The organism is Stenotrophomonas sp. YJH_SMC_25 (assembly GCF_059369595.1).
Genome location: NZ_JCAFSV010000001.1, coordinates 183,175 through 198,552 on the forward strand (window position 1 = coordinate 183,175; position 15,378 = coordinate 198,552).

Annotated in this window: 17 protein-coding genes; 7 read left to right on the plus strand and 10 right to left on the minus strand. The window is 67.1% G+C overall.

Annotated elements, in window-relative coordinates; genetic code table 11:
• Positions 1-12: 12 nt before the first annotated feature.
• From asnB to AC5P7E_RS00905, 5 genes are all read right to left on the minus strand, one after another.
• Entirely contained in the window at positions 13-1,956 is a 1,944-nt protein-coding gene (gene asnB / locus AC5P7E_RS00885; RefSeq protein ID WP_062607405.1) for an asparagine synthase (glutamine-hydrolyzing), read from the minus strand.
• Positions 1,957-1,959: 3 nt separating this feature from the next.
• Positions 1,960-4,239 carry a transketolase C-terminal domain-containing protein gene (locus AC5P7E_RS00890; protein WP_012480788.1) on the minus strand — a complete coding sequence of 760 codons (2,280 nt, stop codon included), beginning with the start codon at positions 4,237-4,239 and terminating at the stop codon, positions 1,960-1,962.
• Between the two features lie 62 nt (positions 4,240-4,301).
• Entirely contained in the window at positions 4,302-4,958 is a 657-nt protein-coding gene (locus tag AC5P7E_RS00895) for a glutathione S-transferase family protein (RefSeq protein ID WP_005410282.1), read from the minus strand.
• A 176-nt stretch (positions 4,959-5,134) separates the two neighbouring features.
• Positions 5,135-5,677: a GNAT family N-acetyltransferase gene (locus AC5P7E_RS00900; protein ID WP_005410283.1), complete on the minus strand. Its 543-nt coding sequence runs from the start codon at positions 5,675-5,677 to the stop codon at positions 5,135-5,137.
• A 123-nt stretch (positions 5,678-5,800) separates the two neighbouring features.
• Positions 5,801-6,643: a glycine zipper 2TM domain-containing protein gene (locus AC5P7E_RS00905; protein ID WP_005410284.1), complete on the minus strand. Its 843-nt coding sequence runs from the start codon at positions 6,641-6,643 to the stop codon at positions 5,801-5,803.
• A gap of 163 nt (positions 6,644-6,806) precedes the next feature.
• Here AC5P7E_RS00905 and AC5P7E_RS00910 point away from each other — a divergent pair, with 163 nt between their 5' ends.
• Both AC5P7E_RS00910 and AC5P7E_RS00915 read left to right on the plus strand, forming a co-directional pair.
• Entirely contained in the window at positions 6,807-7,025 is a 219-nt protein-coding gene (locus AC5P7E_RS00910) for a DUF6116 family protein (protein WP_005410285.1), read from the plus strand.
• Positions 7,022-7,795, plus strand: a complete 774-nt coding sequence (locus tag AC5P7E_RS00915) for a TatD family hydrolase (RefSeq protein WP_114618918.1) — start codon at positions 7,022-7,024, stop codon at positions 7,793-7,795. Before AC5P7E_RS00910 ends, AC5P7E_RS00915 begins: the two co-directional genes overlap by 4 nt.
• A gap of 34 nt (positions 7,796-7,829) precedes the next feature.
• Here the strand turns inward: AC5P7E_RS00915 and AC5P7E_RS00920 are convergent, their stop codons facing one another.
• Positions 7,830-8,654 (minus strand): tRNA threonylcarbamoyladenosine dehydratase, encoded by an 825-nt coding sequence (locus tag AC5P7E_RS00920; RefSeq protein ID WP_059034802.1) that lies wholly within the window; start codon positions 8,652-8,654, stop codon positions 7,830-7,832.
• An 80-nt stretch (positions 8,655-8,734) separates the two neighbouring features.
• Here AC5P7E_RS00920 and AC5P7E_RS00925 point away from each other — a divergent pair, with 80 nt between their 5' ends.
• Positions 8,735-9,169, plus strand: a complete 435-nt coding sequence (locus AC5P7E_RS00925; RefSeq protein WP_005413950.1) for a cytochrome c — start codon at positions 8,735-8,737, stop codon at positions 9,167-9,169.
• Positions 9,170-9,305: 136 nt separating this feature from the next.
• Positions 9,306-9,800 carry a glycine zipper 2TM domain-containing protein gene (locus tag AC5P7E_RS00930; protein ID WP_005410289.1) on the plus strand — a complete coding sequence of 165 codons (495 nt, stop codon included), beginning with the start codon at positions 9,306-9,308 and terminating at the stop codon, positions 9,798-9,800.
• Positions 9,801-9,873: 73 nt separating this feature from the next.
• Here AC5P7E_RS00930 and AC5P7E_RS00935 read toward each other — a convergent pair whose 3' ends face one another.
• Entirely contained in the window at positions 9,874-10,083 is a 210-nt protein-coding gene (locus AC5P7E_RS00935) for a cold-shock protein (RefSeq protein WP_005410290.1), read from the minus strand.
• Between the two features lie 236 nt (positions 10,084-10,319).
• Here AC5P7E_RS00935 and AC5P7E_RS00940 point away from each other — a divergent pair, with 236 nt between their 5' ends.
• From AC5P7E_RS00940 to arsC, 3 genes are all read left to right on the plus strand, one after another.
• Positions 10,320-10,805 (plus strand): DUF456 domain-containing protein, encoded by a 486-nt coding sequence (locus AC5P7E_RS00940; RefSeq protein WP_033835435.1) that lies wholly within the window; start codon positions 10,320-10,322, stop codon positions 10,803-10,805.
• Positions 10,806-10,924: 119 nt separating this feature from the next.
• Positions 10,925-12,079 (plus strand): phospholipase A, encoded by a 1,155-nt coding sequence (locus tag AC5P7E_RS00945; protein ID WP_005413953.1) that lies wholly within the window; start codon positions 10,925-10,927, stop codon positions 12,077-12,079.
• Positions 12,079-12,420 (plus strand): arsenate reductase (glutaredoxin), encoded by a 342-nt coding sequence (arsC, locus tag AC5P7E_RS00950; RefSeq protein ID WP_062607409.1) that lies wholly within the window; start codon positions 12,079-12,081, stop codon positions 12,418-12,420. Before AC5P7E_RS00945 ends, arsC begins: the two co-directional genes overlap by 1 nt.
• A 188-nt stretch (positions 12,421-12,608) precedes the next feature.
• Here arsC and AC5P7E_RS00955 read toward each other — a convergent pair whose 3' ends face one another.
• From AC5P7E_RS00955 to AC5P7E_RS00965, 3 genes are all read right to left on the minus strand, one after another.
• On the minus strand, positions 12,609-13,244 hold the full coding sequence (locus tag AC5P7E_RS00955) for a glutathione S-transferase family protein (protein ID WP_012480793.1): 636 nt from the start codon (positions 13,242-13,244) through the stop codon (positions 12,609-12,611).
• A 58-nt stretch (positions 13,245-13,302) separates the two neighbouring features.
• Complete coding sequence (locus AC5P7E_RS00960; protein ID WP_005410295.1) at positions 13,303-13,641, minus strand: hypothetical protein; 339 nt, start codon at positions 13,639-13,641, stop codon at positions 13,303-13,305.
• A gap of 126 nt (positions 13,642-13,767) precedes the next feature.
• On the minus strand, positions 13,768-15,285 hold the full coding sequence (locus AC5P7E_RS00965) for a fumarate hydratase (protein WP_329761639.1): 1,518 nt from the start codon (positions 15,283-15,285) through the stop codon (positions 13,768-13,770).
• Between the last annotated feature and the right edge of the window lie 93 nt (positions 15,286-15,378).

Sequence of the window (15,378 nt, forward strand, 5' to 3'; positions counted from 1 at the left end):
GTCCGGTGAAGATCAGCCCCCGGTCACGCGGGCCCGCACCTGCCGCCAATGCGCCTGCCAGGCCTGGAACATCAGCACGTTCCACAGGTGGGTATGCCACTTGCGCTGGCCGCCCAGGAACTGCTGCCACAGCGGCTGCACCGCCGCCGCCGACAGCACGCCTTCGCGCTCCAGGCGCGCCGGCTGCAACAGATCCTCGGCCCACGGCCGCAGGTCGCCCTTCAGCCAGTCGCTGACCGGCGCGCCGAACCCGCGCTTGGGCCGGTGCACCATCGACTGCGGCACGTAGCGGCCAAGCACGCGCTTGAGCAGCACCTTGCTGGTGGTTTCGCTGCGCTTGAAGCCCAGCGGCAGCGACCAGGCGAACTCGGCCACGCGCCAGTCCAGCAGCGGCGCGCGTGCCTCCAGGCTGACCGCCATCGAGGTGCGGTCGACCTTGCAGAGCAGGTCATCCGGCAGGTAGGTCACGTAATCGGCCAGCATCATCGCGTCGGCCGGCGTGCCGGCACCGTGCAGCGGATCGGCCAGGTCGTAGAAGCTGCCGGCGGCCTGTGCGCCGGGCACTGCCGCGGCGGGGTCGCGCCAGCGCGAGATGCGGTTGCGGTACACGTCGCCAATGCCACGCGCGCCGGACTCGGCCAACAGCGCGGCCAGTCCGCCGGTCCGCGAGGCCTCGCCCTGGTGCTGCGCGCGCGCGCCCATCCAGCGTCGCAGCGGGCCCGGCACGCGGCCCAGCATCTGCCAGTTGCGCAGCGCGCGCACGTAGCGGGTATAGCCGAAGAACAGCTCATCACCGCCGTCGCCAGACAACGCCACGGTCACGCCCTGCCGCGCCAGCCGGGCGACCAGCGCGGTCGGCACCTGCGAGGCATCGGCAAAGGGTTCGTCGAACATTGCCGGCAGCTGCGGCACGACTGCCAGTGCATCCGCGCCGCTGACGTAGAGCTCGGTGTGGTCGCAGCCCAGATGCGTGGCCAGTTCCCTGGCCAGCGGTGCCTCGTCGTGGCCCGAATCGGTGAAGCCGATGCTGAAGCTGTGCACCGGCTGCCCGCTTTGCGCCTGCATCAGCGCCGCCACCAGCGACGAATCGGTACCGCCGGACAGGAACACGCCCACCGGCACGTCGGCCACCATGCGCAGCGCCACCGCGTCGCGCAGCAGCCCGTCCAGCTGCTCCTCTGCTTCCTCGATGCGGCCCTGGAACGGCGCAGCCAGTGCGGCCTGCATGCGTGCACGCGCATCCCAGTACGGGCGCTGCGCCTGCTCCGGGCGATGCGCCGATGCACCCGCCGCTACGGCTTCGGCGTCCAGGCGCAGCACGCGGCCGGGCATCAGCTTGTAGCAGCGCTGGTGGATGCTGTGCGGGGCCGGAATGTAATCCAACCGCAGCAACAGAGTCAGCGCGTCGCGGTCGATGTCGTTGTCGAACGCCGGGTGCTGCCACAGCGCTTTCAGTTCGGAACCGAACACCAGGGTGTCACCGGCCCAGCCGTAGTACAGCGGCTTCTTGCCAACGCGGTCGCGTGCCAGCCACAGGCACTGCGCCTGGCGATCCCACAGCGCGATGGCGAACATGCCGTTGCAACGCTGCACGGTTTCTTCCATGCCCCACTGCAGGATCGCCGCGAGCAGCACTTCGGTGTCGGAATGGCCACGGAAGGCATGCCCCAGCGGCTCCAGTTCTGCACGCAGGGCGGCGAAGTTGTAGACCTCGCCGTTGTAGGCCATCACGTAGCGACCATCGGACGAGGCCATCGGCTGGTGGCCCAGCGGCGACAGATCGAGAATGCTCAGCCGACGGTGCGCCAGCGCGATGCCTGCCCCGGCATCGACCCAGCTTCCGCCATCATCCGGCCCGCGGTGGTGCAGCGCCTCGCCCATGGCCAGGACCTGCGCCTGCAGCACCTCGGCCGACGCCACCGGCGCCGGCAACAACATTCCCGCCAATCCACACATGCATCAAGGTTCCTGCGCCAGTTCAAGGGCGGCGCCAATCACCGCATTGTCGCTTGGAAGCCCGAACATTGCTGCCCCTGCCAGCGGGGTATAGGTATCGGCGCCGCAGACCCGGCGCAGCGGCAGGTGGCCGAAACCGGCCTCGACCAGTGCGGTGACCACACCCTCGCCCACCCCTCCACTGTGGCGGCCCTCGTCCAGCACCAGCACGCGCCGTGCGCTGGCGGCCTGGCTGGCGATGAAGCCGGCATCCAGCGGCACCAGCCAGCGCAGGTCGACCACCCGTACCTGCCAGCCCAGCTGCTGTTCGATGGCTCGCGCTGCGCGCAGCGCCATCGGCACGCCATTGCCGTAGGTGTAGACCACCAGGTCGCCAGCCTCCGGCCCGTAAACACGGCCTTCGCCCGGCACCAGTGCCCGGCCCTGGGCCGGGTAGTCGAACAGCCACTGGCCATCGCCCGGCTCATGCAGGTCCTTGCTCATGTACAGCGCGATCGGCTCCAGGAACACCGCCACGCGCCCATCCACCCGGGCCAGCGCCGCCAGCGTGCGCAGCATCATCACCGCGTCGTCGCCGCGCGATGGGCAGCCGACCACCAGCCCGGGGATGTCGCGCAGGGCGGTGACCGAGTTGTCGTTGTGGAAATGGCCGCCGAAACCCTTCTGGTAGCCCAGCCCGGCCACCCGCACCAGCATCGGGTTGCGGTACTGGTCGTTGGAGAAGAACTGCAGCGAACAGGCTTCGCCACGCAGCTGGTCGATGGCGTTGTGCAGGTAGGCCAGGTACTGGATCTCCGGGATCGGCAGCATGCCCATGTTGGCCAGGCCCTGCGCCATGCCCAGGATCATGGTCTCGTCCAGCAGGGTGTTGAAGACCCGGCGCGGCCCGAAGCGGCGCAGCAGATCCTTGGTGACGGTGTAGACACCGCCCTTCTGCGCCACGTCCTCGCCGAACAGCAGGCTCTGCGGATACTTGGCCAGCAGCTCCTGCAGACCATGATTGATCTGGATTGCGAGATGCCGCGGCGCCTGTCGTTCCGGCAATGCCTCGGCACCGCCATAGAGTGCCTCGCGTGCTTCGGCAGCGACCTCGCGCTGCGCTTCGGCCTGCACCGCTGCAGGGGTGTACGGTGCCAGCGGCGCCATCACCTCCCGCAGCGACTGCAGCTTCGCACTGCCTTCGGCATCGGCGGCAGCGGCCATGCAACGCGCGCGCATCGTTTCGTAGGCCACTTCGATGGCGGCCGCATCCATCCAGCCTGATTCCAGCGCGATCTGCGCCGAGCGCAGCAGCGGATCCTGCGCCTCGGCCGCGCACAGTTCCGGCAGCGCGCGCCATTCCACTTCAAAGTCGGTGCCGGCATGGCCCATCAGGCGCGTGGTGCGCAGATGCAGGAAGGTCGGCCGCCGCGTGCGCCGGCAGTGTTCCACCGCCGCCTGCACCTGGGCGTGCCCGGTGGCCAGGTCGAGGCCATCGGCAAAGAAATAGTCCAGCCCCGGCTGGTGGCTGAAGCGCTCGGCGATCCAGCCATCGGGGGTCTTCACCGAGATGCCCAGGCCATTGTCCTCGCAGACGAACAGGATCGGCGCCGGTAGTTTCTGGTAGGCCGACCACATCGCGGTATTGAAGGCGGTCTGCGCGGTGGCGTGGTTGGCCGACGCATCGCCGAACGAGCACAGCACGATGCTGTCGGTGGGAATGGGCAGCGCCTGCCCCAGCCGCTTGCCACTCTCGATGGCCAGCGCGGTACCCAGCGCCTTGGGCAGGTGCGACGCAATCGTCGAGGTCTGCGGCAGCACCCACAATGGCTTGCTGCCCCACACCTTGTGGCGGCCACCGCTGGCCGGATCATCCGCGCTGGCGGCGAAGGACAGTGCCGCATCGCGCAGCGGATCGATACCCGGCACCTGCCGCGAACGCTCGGCCATGAAGGCGCCGGAACGATAGTGCAGGAAGGCAGGATCGGTGTGCCGGCAGGCCCGCGCCAGCAGCGCGTTGCCTTCATGGCCGGACGAACCGATGGTGTAGAAGACCTTGTTCTGCACGCGCAGCACGCGCGCCATCAGGTCCAGCTGGCGGCTGGCCAGCTGCGAGTCGAACAGTTCATCGAAGGCGGCAGCGGTGAGCGTACTGCCCGGCAGGATCGGAGCATCTGCCGCGGGTCGCGGGCGCGGCGTCCCGCGCCACCCGCGCACCGCCTCAAGGAAATTGACGTCGCACACCTCGGCGCGGTTGAGCCCCCGCATGCGTGCGGGAATCGGATCCGGAACCACAGCGAACATCGAACACCCTCCGTGTCGTTGTTGCGTTCCGCCCGGCAATACCGGGCGCTACCCTGTGGGCATCAAGCCGCCTCGAAGCGCGAGCGCACCTCGGCGGTCACCGCCGGCATCGGCAGGAAGCGCGGCTGCGCACGCACGCGCTGCAGCCAGGCGCGAACTTCCGGGAACGGCTCCAGGCTGATGCCGCCCTCGCCCGCCACATCGGTATAGGCAAACAGGGCGATATCGGCAATGCCGTATCCGCTGCCGGTGAACCACTGCGCTTCGCGCAGGTGCTGCTCCATCACCGCCAACGCGGTGGCGGCACGCTCGTGCAGGCGTGGCAGTTCGGCACGGCGTGGCGAGTCGGGCGCCGTCCAGCCCCGGATGAAGCGCGCTACCGCCACGCACGGCTCGTGCGTGTACTGCTCGAAGAACATCCAGCTCAACGCCTGCGCACGCTCCCAGCCATCGCTGGGCAGGTAGGGCGTGCCTTCGGCCAGCCAGAACAGGATCGCGTTGGACTCGGTCAGCACGCGGCCGTCGTCGCGGACGATCAGCGGCACCTTGGCATTCGGGTTGAGCGCCAGGAATTCGGGCGTGTGGGTCTGGCCATGGGCACTGTCCACTTCCACCCAGCGGTAACGGCTGCCGAGCTGCTCAAGCAGCAGCCGGACCTTGTGGCAATTGCCCGAGACCGACATGCCATGCACCGTCAGCGGGACGCGCTCTTCCACCATTGCCTGCTCCATCGGATCCGGCCGGCGGCCGGCTGCGTGCAGTCTGGCAAGTGCGCCAGGGAATGCCAAGCGCGGATGCAGCATGGCACCCCGGTAGTGCTTGCCGCTGGCCGGCAATCGCACGAATCCTGCTGCAACGAGGTTGCCGGCCAGCGGCCGGCACTACCGGGCCACGTTCAGCGTGCACGCTGCCGCCACTGTTCGCGCGACTGGCCCCAGATCTGCATCGGTTTGTCGTTGTACGGCGGCGGCAGTTCGCCCATCCGCAGCAACGTGCTGCCCAGCTTGCGCGCGACCGCCCGCGAGTTGTCGTTGTTCTCGGCGATGGTATGGATCACCTCGTGCCAACCCAGCGTGTCGAAGGCCCAGTCGATCGCCGCGACCGCCGCTTCCGGCGCATAGCCCCGGCCCCAGCTGGCGCGGCGGATGCCCCAGCCGACCTCGGTACCCGGCCAGTCCTGCGGTTGCCAGGGGCCCATCCGCCCGATCCAGTCCCCGCTGGATTTTTCGATCACGCTGAACATCGAAAAGCCGAACAGCTGCCAGGCGCCAGCCAGGCTGCAGAAGCCGCGCCAGGCTACCGAAGGCGGCTGCACGCCACCGAGGGTGCGCATCGTTTCCTCGTCGGCGCAGAACGCCAGATAGGGTTCGTAGTCCTCGCGCAGCAGCGGACGCAGGATCAGGCGCTCGGTTTCCAGGCGCAGGTCGAAGATGCTCATGCCGACTCCATGTCGAAGGGGCCACCATGATGGTGGATTCCGCCTCCACACGGATGAATGCCCGCGCTCACAACGAAACGGGCCGGCATGCGCCGGCCCGTCGGGTACAGCACGTATTCTGGATTACTGGCGCGTGGCCGCAGTGGCGCCGGCAGCAGCGGTCTGCGTGACCAGCTGGCCATCGACCACCGGCAGGCGATCGCTGGCCGGCTTGTTGTCCATGCGCACGGTCTTCTCGGCGCCGTCGTAGCGGTAGGTCACGTTGTAGCCCTTCACCACGTCATTGGTGCCCATGGCGATGCGGTTGCCCGGCTTGCTGGCCATGCGCATGGTGCCGGTGGTGCCGTCCTCGTTGCGGTAGGTCACGTTGTAGCCGGTAACACGGCTCGACTCGGAGGTGGCGGTCTCGGTGTGGCACTGGCGCTCGGTGCGGTTGACCACGCGGCCACCCACATGGCGCTTGTCGATCTGGTTGCCGATGAAGCCACCGGCCACGGCACCGGCTGCGGTCGCGGCCTTCTTGCCGTTGCCACCGCCGACCTGGTTGCCGAGCAGGCCGCCGACCACCGCGCCGACCACGGTGCCGCCGACGTTGCCGTCACGCTCCGGCAGGCGCTCCTGCACGGTCACGTCCTGGCAGACCTCGTGCGGGGTCTGGGTGGTGGAGGTCTCGCGCACGGGATCGGTGCCGATCACGGTGGCGTAGGCCTTCTGCTTCTCGGTGATCGGGTCGACCTTCAGCACGTCGGCGTATTCCAGCCCGCGCGGTGCAGACGGGTCGAGCTTGTCACCACGCGCGCCATCGTCAACGGCATTGCCGTCAACCAGCCGCGATTCACCGTTGGGGGTTCCGGCGCTGATGGAATCAGGCGACTTGTCGCCACTCTTCATGAAGGCGGCGGTGGCGATGCCACCGACCAGCAGCGCGCCCGCTGCGACCAGGACAGTTGTAGTTGTGCTTTTCATGACCTGCTCCTTGCGGACCATCCGCAACGTTCTCGGCCCAGATTGCAGCATGCACTGCCTGAACGGAATCTCCACATTTCCTGCTCATTCCTGTAACCCATTCAGCATCGGGAAATGCTGGGCCCGTGGTAGCGTTTGCATATTCCCCACGAGGATCCACGCCATGGCCAACCCGATGCTGCTGCCGGTACTGCAATGGGCCCGCCGGCTGCGCTACCCCACCCTGTTCAAGCTGACCGCCGGCCTGTTCGTGCTGACCCTGTTCATTCCCGACCCGATTCCGTTCGTCGACGAGCTGGTACTGGGCTTCGGCACCCTGCTGCTGGCCAACTGGAAGAGCCGCAATACAGTCCCGGCCCCGCCGCCGCTGGAACAGCGTTGATTCCGCTGGTCGACAGCCACTGCCATCTGGATGCCAGTGAATTCGATGCTGACCGCACGGCGGTGATCGAGCGCGCGGGCGCCGCGGGTGTGCGCGAGCAGGTGGTACCGGCCGTCACGGCCGCCAGCTGGCCGAAGCTGCGCGAGGTCTGCCGGCAGGCACCGGGGCTGTACCCGGCCTACGGCCTGCATCCGATGTTCCTGGCCGAGCACCGGCCCGACCATCTGCCGCTGCTGCGCGAATGGATCGATCGCGAACGCCCGTGCGCGATCGGCGAATGCGGGCTGGACTTCTTCGTGCAGGGACTGGATGCAGAGGCGCAACAGGCGTACTTCATCGGCCAGCTGCAACTGGCCCGCGAGTTCGAGCTGCCGGTGATCGTGCATGCGCGACGCGCGGTGGATGCGGTCATTGCCGCGATCCGTCGCGTCGGCGGCCTGCGCGGCGTGGTGCACAGCTTTTCCGGCAGCCCGGAACAGGCCGCGCAACTGCACCGGCAAGGCTTCCTGCTCGGTCTCGGTGGTCCGCTGACCTACGATCGCGCTCAACGGCTGCAGCGCCTGGTGCGCGGGATGCCGCTGGAACAGCTGCTGCTGGAGACCGACGCGCCCGACCAGCCTGACGCCGGCATCCGCGGCCAGCGCAACGAACCAGCGCGACTGGCAGTCATCGCCCGCCACGTGGCCGCACTGCGCGGGATGGAGCTGGACGCGGTGGCCCAGGCCACGACGGAGAATGCGCGGCGCCTGTTCGCGCTGCCGGCAATGTAACGGGCAGGTGCCGGCCGCTGGCCGGCACGATCCATCACACCTCGCTGGACTCGACCACTTCGGCCTTCACCTTCTTCGGCTCCAGCAGCATTTCAAGCGCCTTGCCGACCGCCGCGAAGGCGAAGGCACCGGTGATGTGGGTTGCCGCACCGAGGCCTGCGCCACAGTCCAGTTTCAATGCAGCATCCGCACCGAGGTTCGGGCGGATGCCGCAGACGCTGCCATCGGCCTGCGGATACTTCACGTTTTCCAGCGAGTACACCGCCGGTACGCCAAAATAGCGCTTGGCATTCTTCGGGAAATTGAACTCGCTGCGCAGCTTCTTGCGGATCAGCGCCAGCATGGCGTCGTGCTCGGTGCGCGAGACATCGCGGATGCGCACCAGGGTCGGATCGGTGCGACCACCGGCAGCCCCCACGGTCAGCAGCGGCAGCTTGCGGCGGCGGCACCAGGCGATCGTCTCGACCTTCACCCGGAAGCTGTCGCAGGCGTCGATCACCAGGTCGAAGCCACGGTCCAGCAACTCGGCCATGTTCGACACGGTCAGGAATGCCTGCACGGCATCGACCTCGATGTCCGGGTTGATCGCGCGGCAGCGCTCTGCCATCGCCTCGGCCTTGTTGCGGCCGTAGTTGCCTTCCATCGCCGGCAGCTGCCGGTTGGTGTTGGACACGCAGATGTCATCGGCGTCGATCAGGGCCAGGTGGCCGACCGCCGAACGCGCCAGCGCTTCCACCACCCACGAGCCGACCCCGCCCATGCCCACCACCGCCACGCGGCTGCCCTGCAGGCGCTCGAGCGCACCTACGCCATACAGCCGTTCGATGCCGGCGAAGCGTTGTTTGACCTGTTCGTTCATGCGGCTATTTTAACGTGCAGGCGCCAGCGCCTACAGCGCGCCGGCATCGAACCCACCGTTGCACGCCAGGAGAGCCCGCCATGAACGCCAGCCCGCCCCGCCGCCCGTCCACTGCCCAGCGGTACCTGTTCGTGCTGTGCCTGGGCCTGCTGATCGGCCTGGTCGCCACGGTCATGGTCGGCCGCGCCCTGCAGGCCCGCCGCGACCCGTTCCCGGACAGCCTGATGCAGGTGATGCAGCGGCAATCGCAGCTGCTGCAGCAGGCCCAGCAGCAGAACCGCTGCAGCCTGGCCGACAGCGTGCCGCGGCTGCAGGCCCTGCGCCTTCTGTCCAACGACCTCGACCTGGCCTTTCCCGGGCTGAAGGACAACGGCCGGTTCCAGCAGCACGCCAGCCAGCTGCGCGGCAACCTCAACGCCGCATTGGCGGCTCCGCCCAGTGACTGCACCGCCCTGGCCAAGGTCGTGGAAACCGTGCAGGCCGACTGCCGCGCCTGCCACCAGGACTTCCGCTGACGCGCATTCATCCTGTAGCCGGGCAAGGCACGCCTGGTTGGCACCTTGTTCACGTTCGAAAGGAGAGGATTCGTCCACCCTGCTGCATGACGCAGTACCACCCAACACACCCGCCTTCACGGCCAGGAGACGCTCCATGAAGATCCAGCTCATTGCCGCCAGCGCCATCGCTACCCTCGCCCTGGCTGGCTGTGCCACCTCGCCCGGCTACGGTGGCGGTGGTTACAACAACGGCTACAACAATGGTGGCTACGGCAACAACGGCGGTTACAACCAGGGCCGTTGCGCTGACTGTGGCATCGTCACCCGCATCAACACCGTGCCGTCGGGCCGCACCGCGCCCAGCGCGACCGGCGCCATCCTCGGCGGCATCGTCGGTGCCGTGGCCGGCCATGAGATCTCCGATCACACCGGTGGCAGCCGTGGCAACAAGAACATCGCTGCGGCCGCAGGTGCGGTCGGTGGCGCGCTGGCCGGCAACCAGATCCAGAAGAACGTCACCAGCGATACCTACGACATCAGCGTGCGCATGGACGATGGCCGCACCATCGTGGTCAACCAGCGCGACCTCGGCGGCATCCGCGAAAACACCTACGTGCGCGTGGTCAACGGCAAGGTCATCCTGCGCTGACCTGCGCCGGGCCGGCGGCAAAGAAAAAGGCCCGCTTGCGCGGGCCTTTTTCATGTGACGGCTTGCAGCGCGATCAGGTCGGCTGCACGGCGTCGGCCTGCAGGCCCTTCTGGCCCTGCACGACGGTGAAGGTGACCTTCTGGCCTTCCTTCAGGCTCTTGAAGCCCTGGGTCTGGATGGCACGGAAGTGCACGAACACGTCTTCGCCGTTTTCACGGCTGATGAAGCCGAAGCCCTTTGCATCGTTGAACCACTTGACGGTACCGGTCTCGCGATCAGACATCTCACTAACTCCCTGGTGACTCTCTCTTGTTGTTGGAAACGCCTGGTGGGCGGCTGACAAGCAAGGGGGAAGCGAGGTGCATCGATGCAGCGGATCGGGAAGATCTTGCTTCATCAGGCCACGATCCACGGTGACCTTGCCAAGCTCAGCGACTGCAACTTAACCCGCCCAAAACGAAAAAGCAACTGGCAAAATCTTTCACTGTCAACCCCAAAACGGCGACCATACGGGACAGCATGGGACTCTCATTCATCTTATATCTGCTAGCGGTCATTTTTGTCCTTGTCGGCATCGCCGGAATCATCCTGCCAGCCCTGCCCGGCATCCCGCTGGTGTTCATCGGACTGCTGCTGGCGGCTTGGGCGGACGGCTTCACCCACGTCGGCTGGCCGACCCTGGTCGCGCTGGGCGTACTGACCGTCCTCTCGCTGCTGGTGGACGTGCTGGCCACGGTGGTGGGTGCGCAGCGGGTCGGTGCCAGCCGCAAGGCGCTGTGGGGTACGTTCGTCGGCAGCATCGTCGGCCTGTTCTTCATGCCGATCGGCCTCTTTGCAGGCCCCCTGATCGGCGCCCTGGCCGGCGAGTACTGGCACACCCGCGAACTGGGGCGCTCGACCAAGGTAGGCCTGGCCACCTGGCTCGGTATCCTGCTCGGCCTGGCGCTGAAACTGGCCGTGGTGATCGCGATGCTCGGCCTGTTCGCCTTCGCCTGGTTCCTGTAACCCGCACTGCCTTCACGCCGCGCGCACGCGGTGCCCGTGCATAAACCGTGGGGGCTGGCCGTGAACCGGTGCAGCCGCCACACTGTGCGATTCCCGTATTCACCTAAGGGCCTGCTGCAATGACCCTGTCTCCGCTGCTTCCCCGTCTCGCGCCGCTGGCGCTGGCCCTGGCCAGTGCGCCGCTGGCCGCGCAGGAGTTCGCGCCCAGCGCCGAAGCCTCGCCGGCCGCGTGCGCGGCGATTACCACCGATGCTGCCCGCCTGGCCTGTTATGACCGCCAGTTCGGCCGTACCCCGCAGGCCACTGCCGAGGCCGACGCTGCGGCCGAGGCGGCCGCGCAGGCCCGTCGCGAAGAACGCCAGACTGCACGCGTGAGCCAGGGCGAAGAGAAGCTGCGCGAGCGGGTCAGCGATCTGTTCCGTCCAGCAGCCCCTGACAGCGCACTGGCCAATGCTGGCCGCGGTTCGCTGCTGGACAGCCGCTGGGAACTGGCCGAGGACTCCAAGCTGGGCCCGTTCCAGCTGCGCGCCTACAAGCCGGTGTACCTGCTGCCGGCATTCTGGACCAGCGATCGCAACACCACGCCGCATTCGCCGAACCCGGCCAACACGGTCACCACGCCGCAGGTGCTGGACAGTGCCGAGCTGAAGTTCCAGATCAGTTTCAAGACCAAGATCGCCGAGAACCTGTTCGGCGACAACGGCGACATCTGGGCCGGCTACACCCAGAGCTCGCGCTGGCAGGCCTACAACGGCGAGGATTCACGCCCGTTCCGCGAAACCAATTACGAGCCGGAAGTGATGATGGTGTTCCGCAACGGCTACTCGATCGGTGGCTGGCGCGGGCGCATGACCGGCATCGCGCTGAACCACCAATCCAACGGCCGCGCCGACCCGCTTTCGCGCAGCTGGAACCGGGTGATGCTCAACATCGGCCTGGACCGCGAGAACTGGGCGCTGGTACTGCGCCCCTGGTACCGCATTCCCGAGACCCGCAGCGACGACAACAACCCGGACATCGAGGATTACATGGGCCGCGGTGATGCGACCCTGACCTGGAACCGCAACGGCCACGAAGTCTCGCTGATGGCGCGCCATTCGCTGCGCACCGGCAGCCGCTCGCACGGTGCCCTGCAGCTGGATTACGGTTTCCCGATCAGCAACCTGCTGCGCGGGCATGTGCAGGTGTTCGACGGTTACGGCGAAAGCCTGATCGACTACAACCACAAGGCCACCTACGTGGGCGTGGGCGTGTCGCTGCTGGAGTGGTTCTGATGCCCGTGACGATCTGGCACAACCCGGCCTGCAGCAACTCGCGCGGCGCATTGAAGCTGATACGTGATGCCGGCTTTGATCCAGCGGTGATCGAGTATCTCGGCAATCCACCCGATGTGGCTACACTGCGCCAGGTGCTGGCCGAATCAGGATTGAGCGCACGTGATCTGGTGCGCAGCAAGGAGGCGCAGTTCGCCGAACTGGGCCTGGAAGGTGCGGACGAGGCCACGCTGCTGGCCGCGATGGCCGAACACCCGCGACTGATCAACCGCCCCGTGGTGCGCACGGACAAGGGCACACGCCTGTGCCGTCCACCGGAAACAGTGCTGGAGATCCTGTAACCCGCCTCGCCGCCGCGTAGCGGAGCGTGTTGGTAGAGTCGACTGTTGGTAGAGTCGACTGTTAGTCGACTCCCTCCCCACCCTTCATATGCATCCGCGGAAAAGCCCGCACTGCGTGCGATAGTCGACTGACAGTCGACTCTACCCCAGCGCCCTCTTCTACCCGGATGCCCTCCCCCCCGGCTGGCTTACAGCCAGTCGGTGATGCCTTCGCGGCGGTACACCTCGGCGAACGCCGGGCGCGCCTTCATCGACGTGGCGTGCGCCTTCAGTACCGGCCAGGTGTCGGTGGGCCTGGGCATGTTGCGCGACCAGCGCATCAGCATCACCAGCATGTAGTCGACCACGCAGGGCGTGGCGCCCAGCAGGTAGGGGCCATGTGCATGCAGGTGCGCGGCCACATGCTGCCAGGCCGCTTCCAGGCGCTGCCGTGCCATGCCGCGGCTGGCCTCGATATTCGCCTCGCCCGCCATTTCGTGTGGATAGAACCAGGCTCGATAGGCCGGCTGCAGCGTATTGGCACACCAGAACATCCAGCGGTAGGCATCGGCGCGCTGCGGCGTGCCCAGCGCGGGCAGCAGGTTGGCGTCCGGATGGCGATCAGCCAGGTACAACGCAATGGCCGCCGCTTCGGTCAGTACCAGGCCATCGATCAGCAGTGTCGGCACCACACCGGCCGGATTCAGCGCCAGGTACTGCGCCGACTTGTGCTCGCGCGCGTCGAAATCCAGCAGCACCAGTTCATGCTCGATGCCCAGCTCGATCAGCAGCCAGTGCACCACCAGCGCGGCGGTACTGGTCGAACCATACAGCGTGGTGCTCATGCAGAAGATCCTGTACAGGTGGATCAGCCGATTATGCGCCCGCGCGCACGATCGTTGCTCAGCCGCAGCTGCTCATGCAGGAATCCCGGCGTTCGCCACAGGACATCATCGGCGCGCGCATCGTACAGTCATGCGTCTTCAGTTCGCAGGCATGGCGCAGGTCCGGGTTGTCCACGTCCTTGCAGCGCTTGTCCGGCGCCGGCACCATCCGCTGCTCGCAATTGCTCTGGCGGCTGCCGAGAGAGTCATTCTGCGCCATGCAGCTGCGATAGCCGGCCTGGCACTGCACGCGGCACTGCGCCGATGCAGGGAAATCCGCGCCTTCGTACGACGCTGGGGTGTTGCAGCCGGCCAGCGCCAGCAGCATGCCTACCACGATGAATCGATGCAGGGCCATGGACACGTCCTGTGCGAGGGTGTGCCGACCGTAGCAGAGCAAGGGCTACAGGCGCGTTAATCCCCCCCCCGGATACAACAACGGCGCCACACGGGCGCCGTTGTCTGGACCGAAGCGTGCGGGGAGTTACTCCACCACCACCGGAATCTTGCCGATGCGGGCCTGCCATTCGCGCGGGCCGGTCTTGTGCACCGATTCACCGGTGGAGTCGACTGCCACGGTCACCGGCATGTCCTGCACGGTGAACTCGTAGATCGCCTCCATGCCCAGGTCAGCGAAACCAACCACCTTGGCGGCCTTGATCGCCTTGGACACCAGGTAGGCCGAGCCACCGACGGCCATCAGGTAGGCCGACTTGTGCTTCTTGATCGCCTCGATCACGGCCGGGCCGCGCTCGGCCTTGCCGACCATGCCCAGCAGGCCGGTCTGTGCCAGCACCTGCTCGGTGAACTTGTCCATGCGGGTGGCGGTGGTCGGGCCGGCCGGGCCCACCACTTCGTCGCGCACCGGATCGACCGGGCCGACGTAGTAGATGAAGCGGCCCTTCAGATCGACCGGCAGTTGCTCGCCCTTGTTGAGCATGTCGACCATGCGCTTGTGCGCGGCATCGCGGCCGGTCAGCAACTTGCCGTTGAGCAGCAGGGTCTGGCCCGGCTTCCAGCTGGCCACGTCTTCCGGCGTGATCGTGTCCAGGTCCACGCGGGTGCCCTTGGACGCGTCGTAGGTCAGCTTCGGCCAGTCTTCCAGCGACGGCGGGTCCAGCATCACCGGGCCGCTGCCATCGAGGGTGAAGTGCGCATGGCGGGTGGCCGCGCAGTTCGGGATCATCGCCACCGGCAGGTTGGCCGCGTGGGTCGGGTAGTCGTTGATCTTGATGTCGAGCACGGTGGTCAGGCCACCCAGGCCCTGCGCACCGATGCCCAGCGCGTTGACCTTCTCGTACAGCTCCAGGCGCAGCTCTTCGATGCGGTTGGACGCACCACGGGCCTGCAGCTCGGTGATGTCGATCGGCTCCATCAGCGCTTCCTTGGCCAGCAGCATCGCCTTCTCGGCGGTGCCACCGATGCCGATGCCGAGCATGCCCGGCGGGCACCAGCCGGCGCCCATGGTCGGCACGGTCTTCAGCACCCAGTCGACGATCGAGTCGGACGGGTTGAGCATGGCGAACTTGGTCTTCGCTTCCGAACCACCGCCCTTGGCGGCGACGATCACGTCGACCTTGTTGCCCGGCACCACCTTGACGTTGACCACGCCCGGGGTGTTGTCCTTGGTGTTGATGCGCTTGCCGGCCGGATCAGCCAGCACCGAAGCGCGCAGCTTGTTGTCCGGGTGCATGTAGGCACGGCGCACGCCTTCATTGGCCATGTCTTCCACGCCCATGGTGGCGTCGTCCCAGCGCACGTCCATGCCGATTTCCAGGAACACGGTGACGATGCCGGTGTCCTGGCAGATCGGACGGTGGCCTTCGGCGCACATCCGCGAATTGATCAGGATCTGGGCCATCGCTTCCTTCGCGGCCGGCGACTCCTCGCGCTCGTAAGCGGCGGCGAGGTTCTTGATGTAGTCGACCGGGTGGTAGTACGAGATGTACTGCAGCGCGTCGGCGATGGACTGGATGAGGTCTTCCTGCTTGATCGATGTCACGTCTTGCTCGCTTGCTCGAGGCTGGCGGGGGTAATCCGCCCATTTTACCCCCTCCCCCGGCCCCGGGGTGGTAGTGCCGGCCGCTGGCCGGCA

Excerpts from the sequence above, each read along its gene's own strand:
- AC5P7E_RS00940 (WP_033835435.1), top strand. The coding sequence starts at position 10,320 with ATGGGACTCTCATTCATCTTATATCTGCTAGCGGTCATTTTTGTCCTT.
- asnB (WP_062607405.1), bottom strand. The coding sequence starts at position 1,956 with ATGTGTGGATTGGCGGGAATGTTGTTGCCGGCGCCGGTGGCGTCGGCC.
- AC5P7E_RS00925 (WP_005413950.1), top strand. The coding sequence starts at position 8,735 with ATGAACGCCAGCCCGCCCCGCCGCCCGTCCACTGCCCAGCGGTACCTG.
- AC5P7E_RS00920 (WP_059034802.1), bottom strand. The coding sequence starts at position 8,654 with ATGAACGAACAGGTCAAACAACGCTTCGCCGGCATCGAACGGCTGTAT.
- AC5P7E_RS00900 (WP_005410283.1), bottom strand. The coding sequence starts at position 5,677 with ATGAGCATCTTCGACCTGCGCCTGGAAACCGAGCGCCTGATCCTGCGT.
- AC5P7E_RS00955 (WP_012480793.1), bottom strand. The coding sequence starts at position 13,244 with ATGAGCACCACGCTGTATGGTTCGACCAGTACCGCCGCGCTGGTGGTG.
- AC5P7E_RS00910 (WP_005410285.1), top strand. The coding sequence starts at position 6,807 with ATGGCCAACCCGATGCTGCTGCCGGTACTGCAATGGGCCCGCCGGCTG.
- AC5P7E_RS00890 (WP_012480788.1), bottom strand. The coding sequence starts at position 4,239 with ATGTTCGCTGTGGTTCCGGATCCGATTCCCGCACGCATGCGGGGGCTC.
- AC5P7E_RS00905 (WP_005410284.1), bottom strand. The coding sequence starts at position 6,643 with ATGAAAAGCACAACTACAACTGTCCTGGTCGCAGCGGGCGCGCTGCTG.
- AC5P7E_RS00960 (WP_005410295.1), bottom strand. The coding sequence starts at position 13,641 with ATGGCCCTGCATCGATTCATCGTGGTAGGCATGCTGCTGGCGCTGGCC.
- AC5P7E_RS00930 (WP_005410289.1), top strand. The coding sequence starts at position 9,306 with ATGAAGATCCAGCTCATTGCCGCCAGCGCCATCGCTACCCTCGCCCTG.
- AC5P7E_RS00935 (WP_005410290.1), bottom strand. The coding sequence starts at position 10,083 with ATGTCTGATCGCGAGACCGGTACCGTCAAGTGGTTCAACGATGCAAAG.
- arsC (WP_062607409.1), top strand. The coding sequence starts at position 12,079 with ATGCCCGTGACGATCTGGCACAACCCGGCCTGCAGCAACTCGCGCGGC.
- AC5P7E_RS00895 (WP_005410282.1), bottom strand. The coding sequence starts at position 4,958 with ATGGTGGAAGAGCGCGTCCCGCTGACGGTGCATGGCATGTCGGTCTCG.
- AC5P7E_RS00945 (WP_005413953.1), top strand. The coding sequence starts at position 10,925 with ATGACCCTGTCTCCGCTGCTTCCCCGTCTCGCGCCGCTGGCGCTGGCC.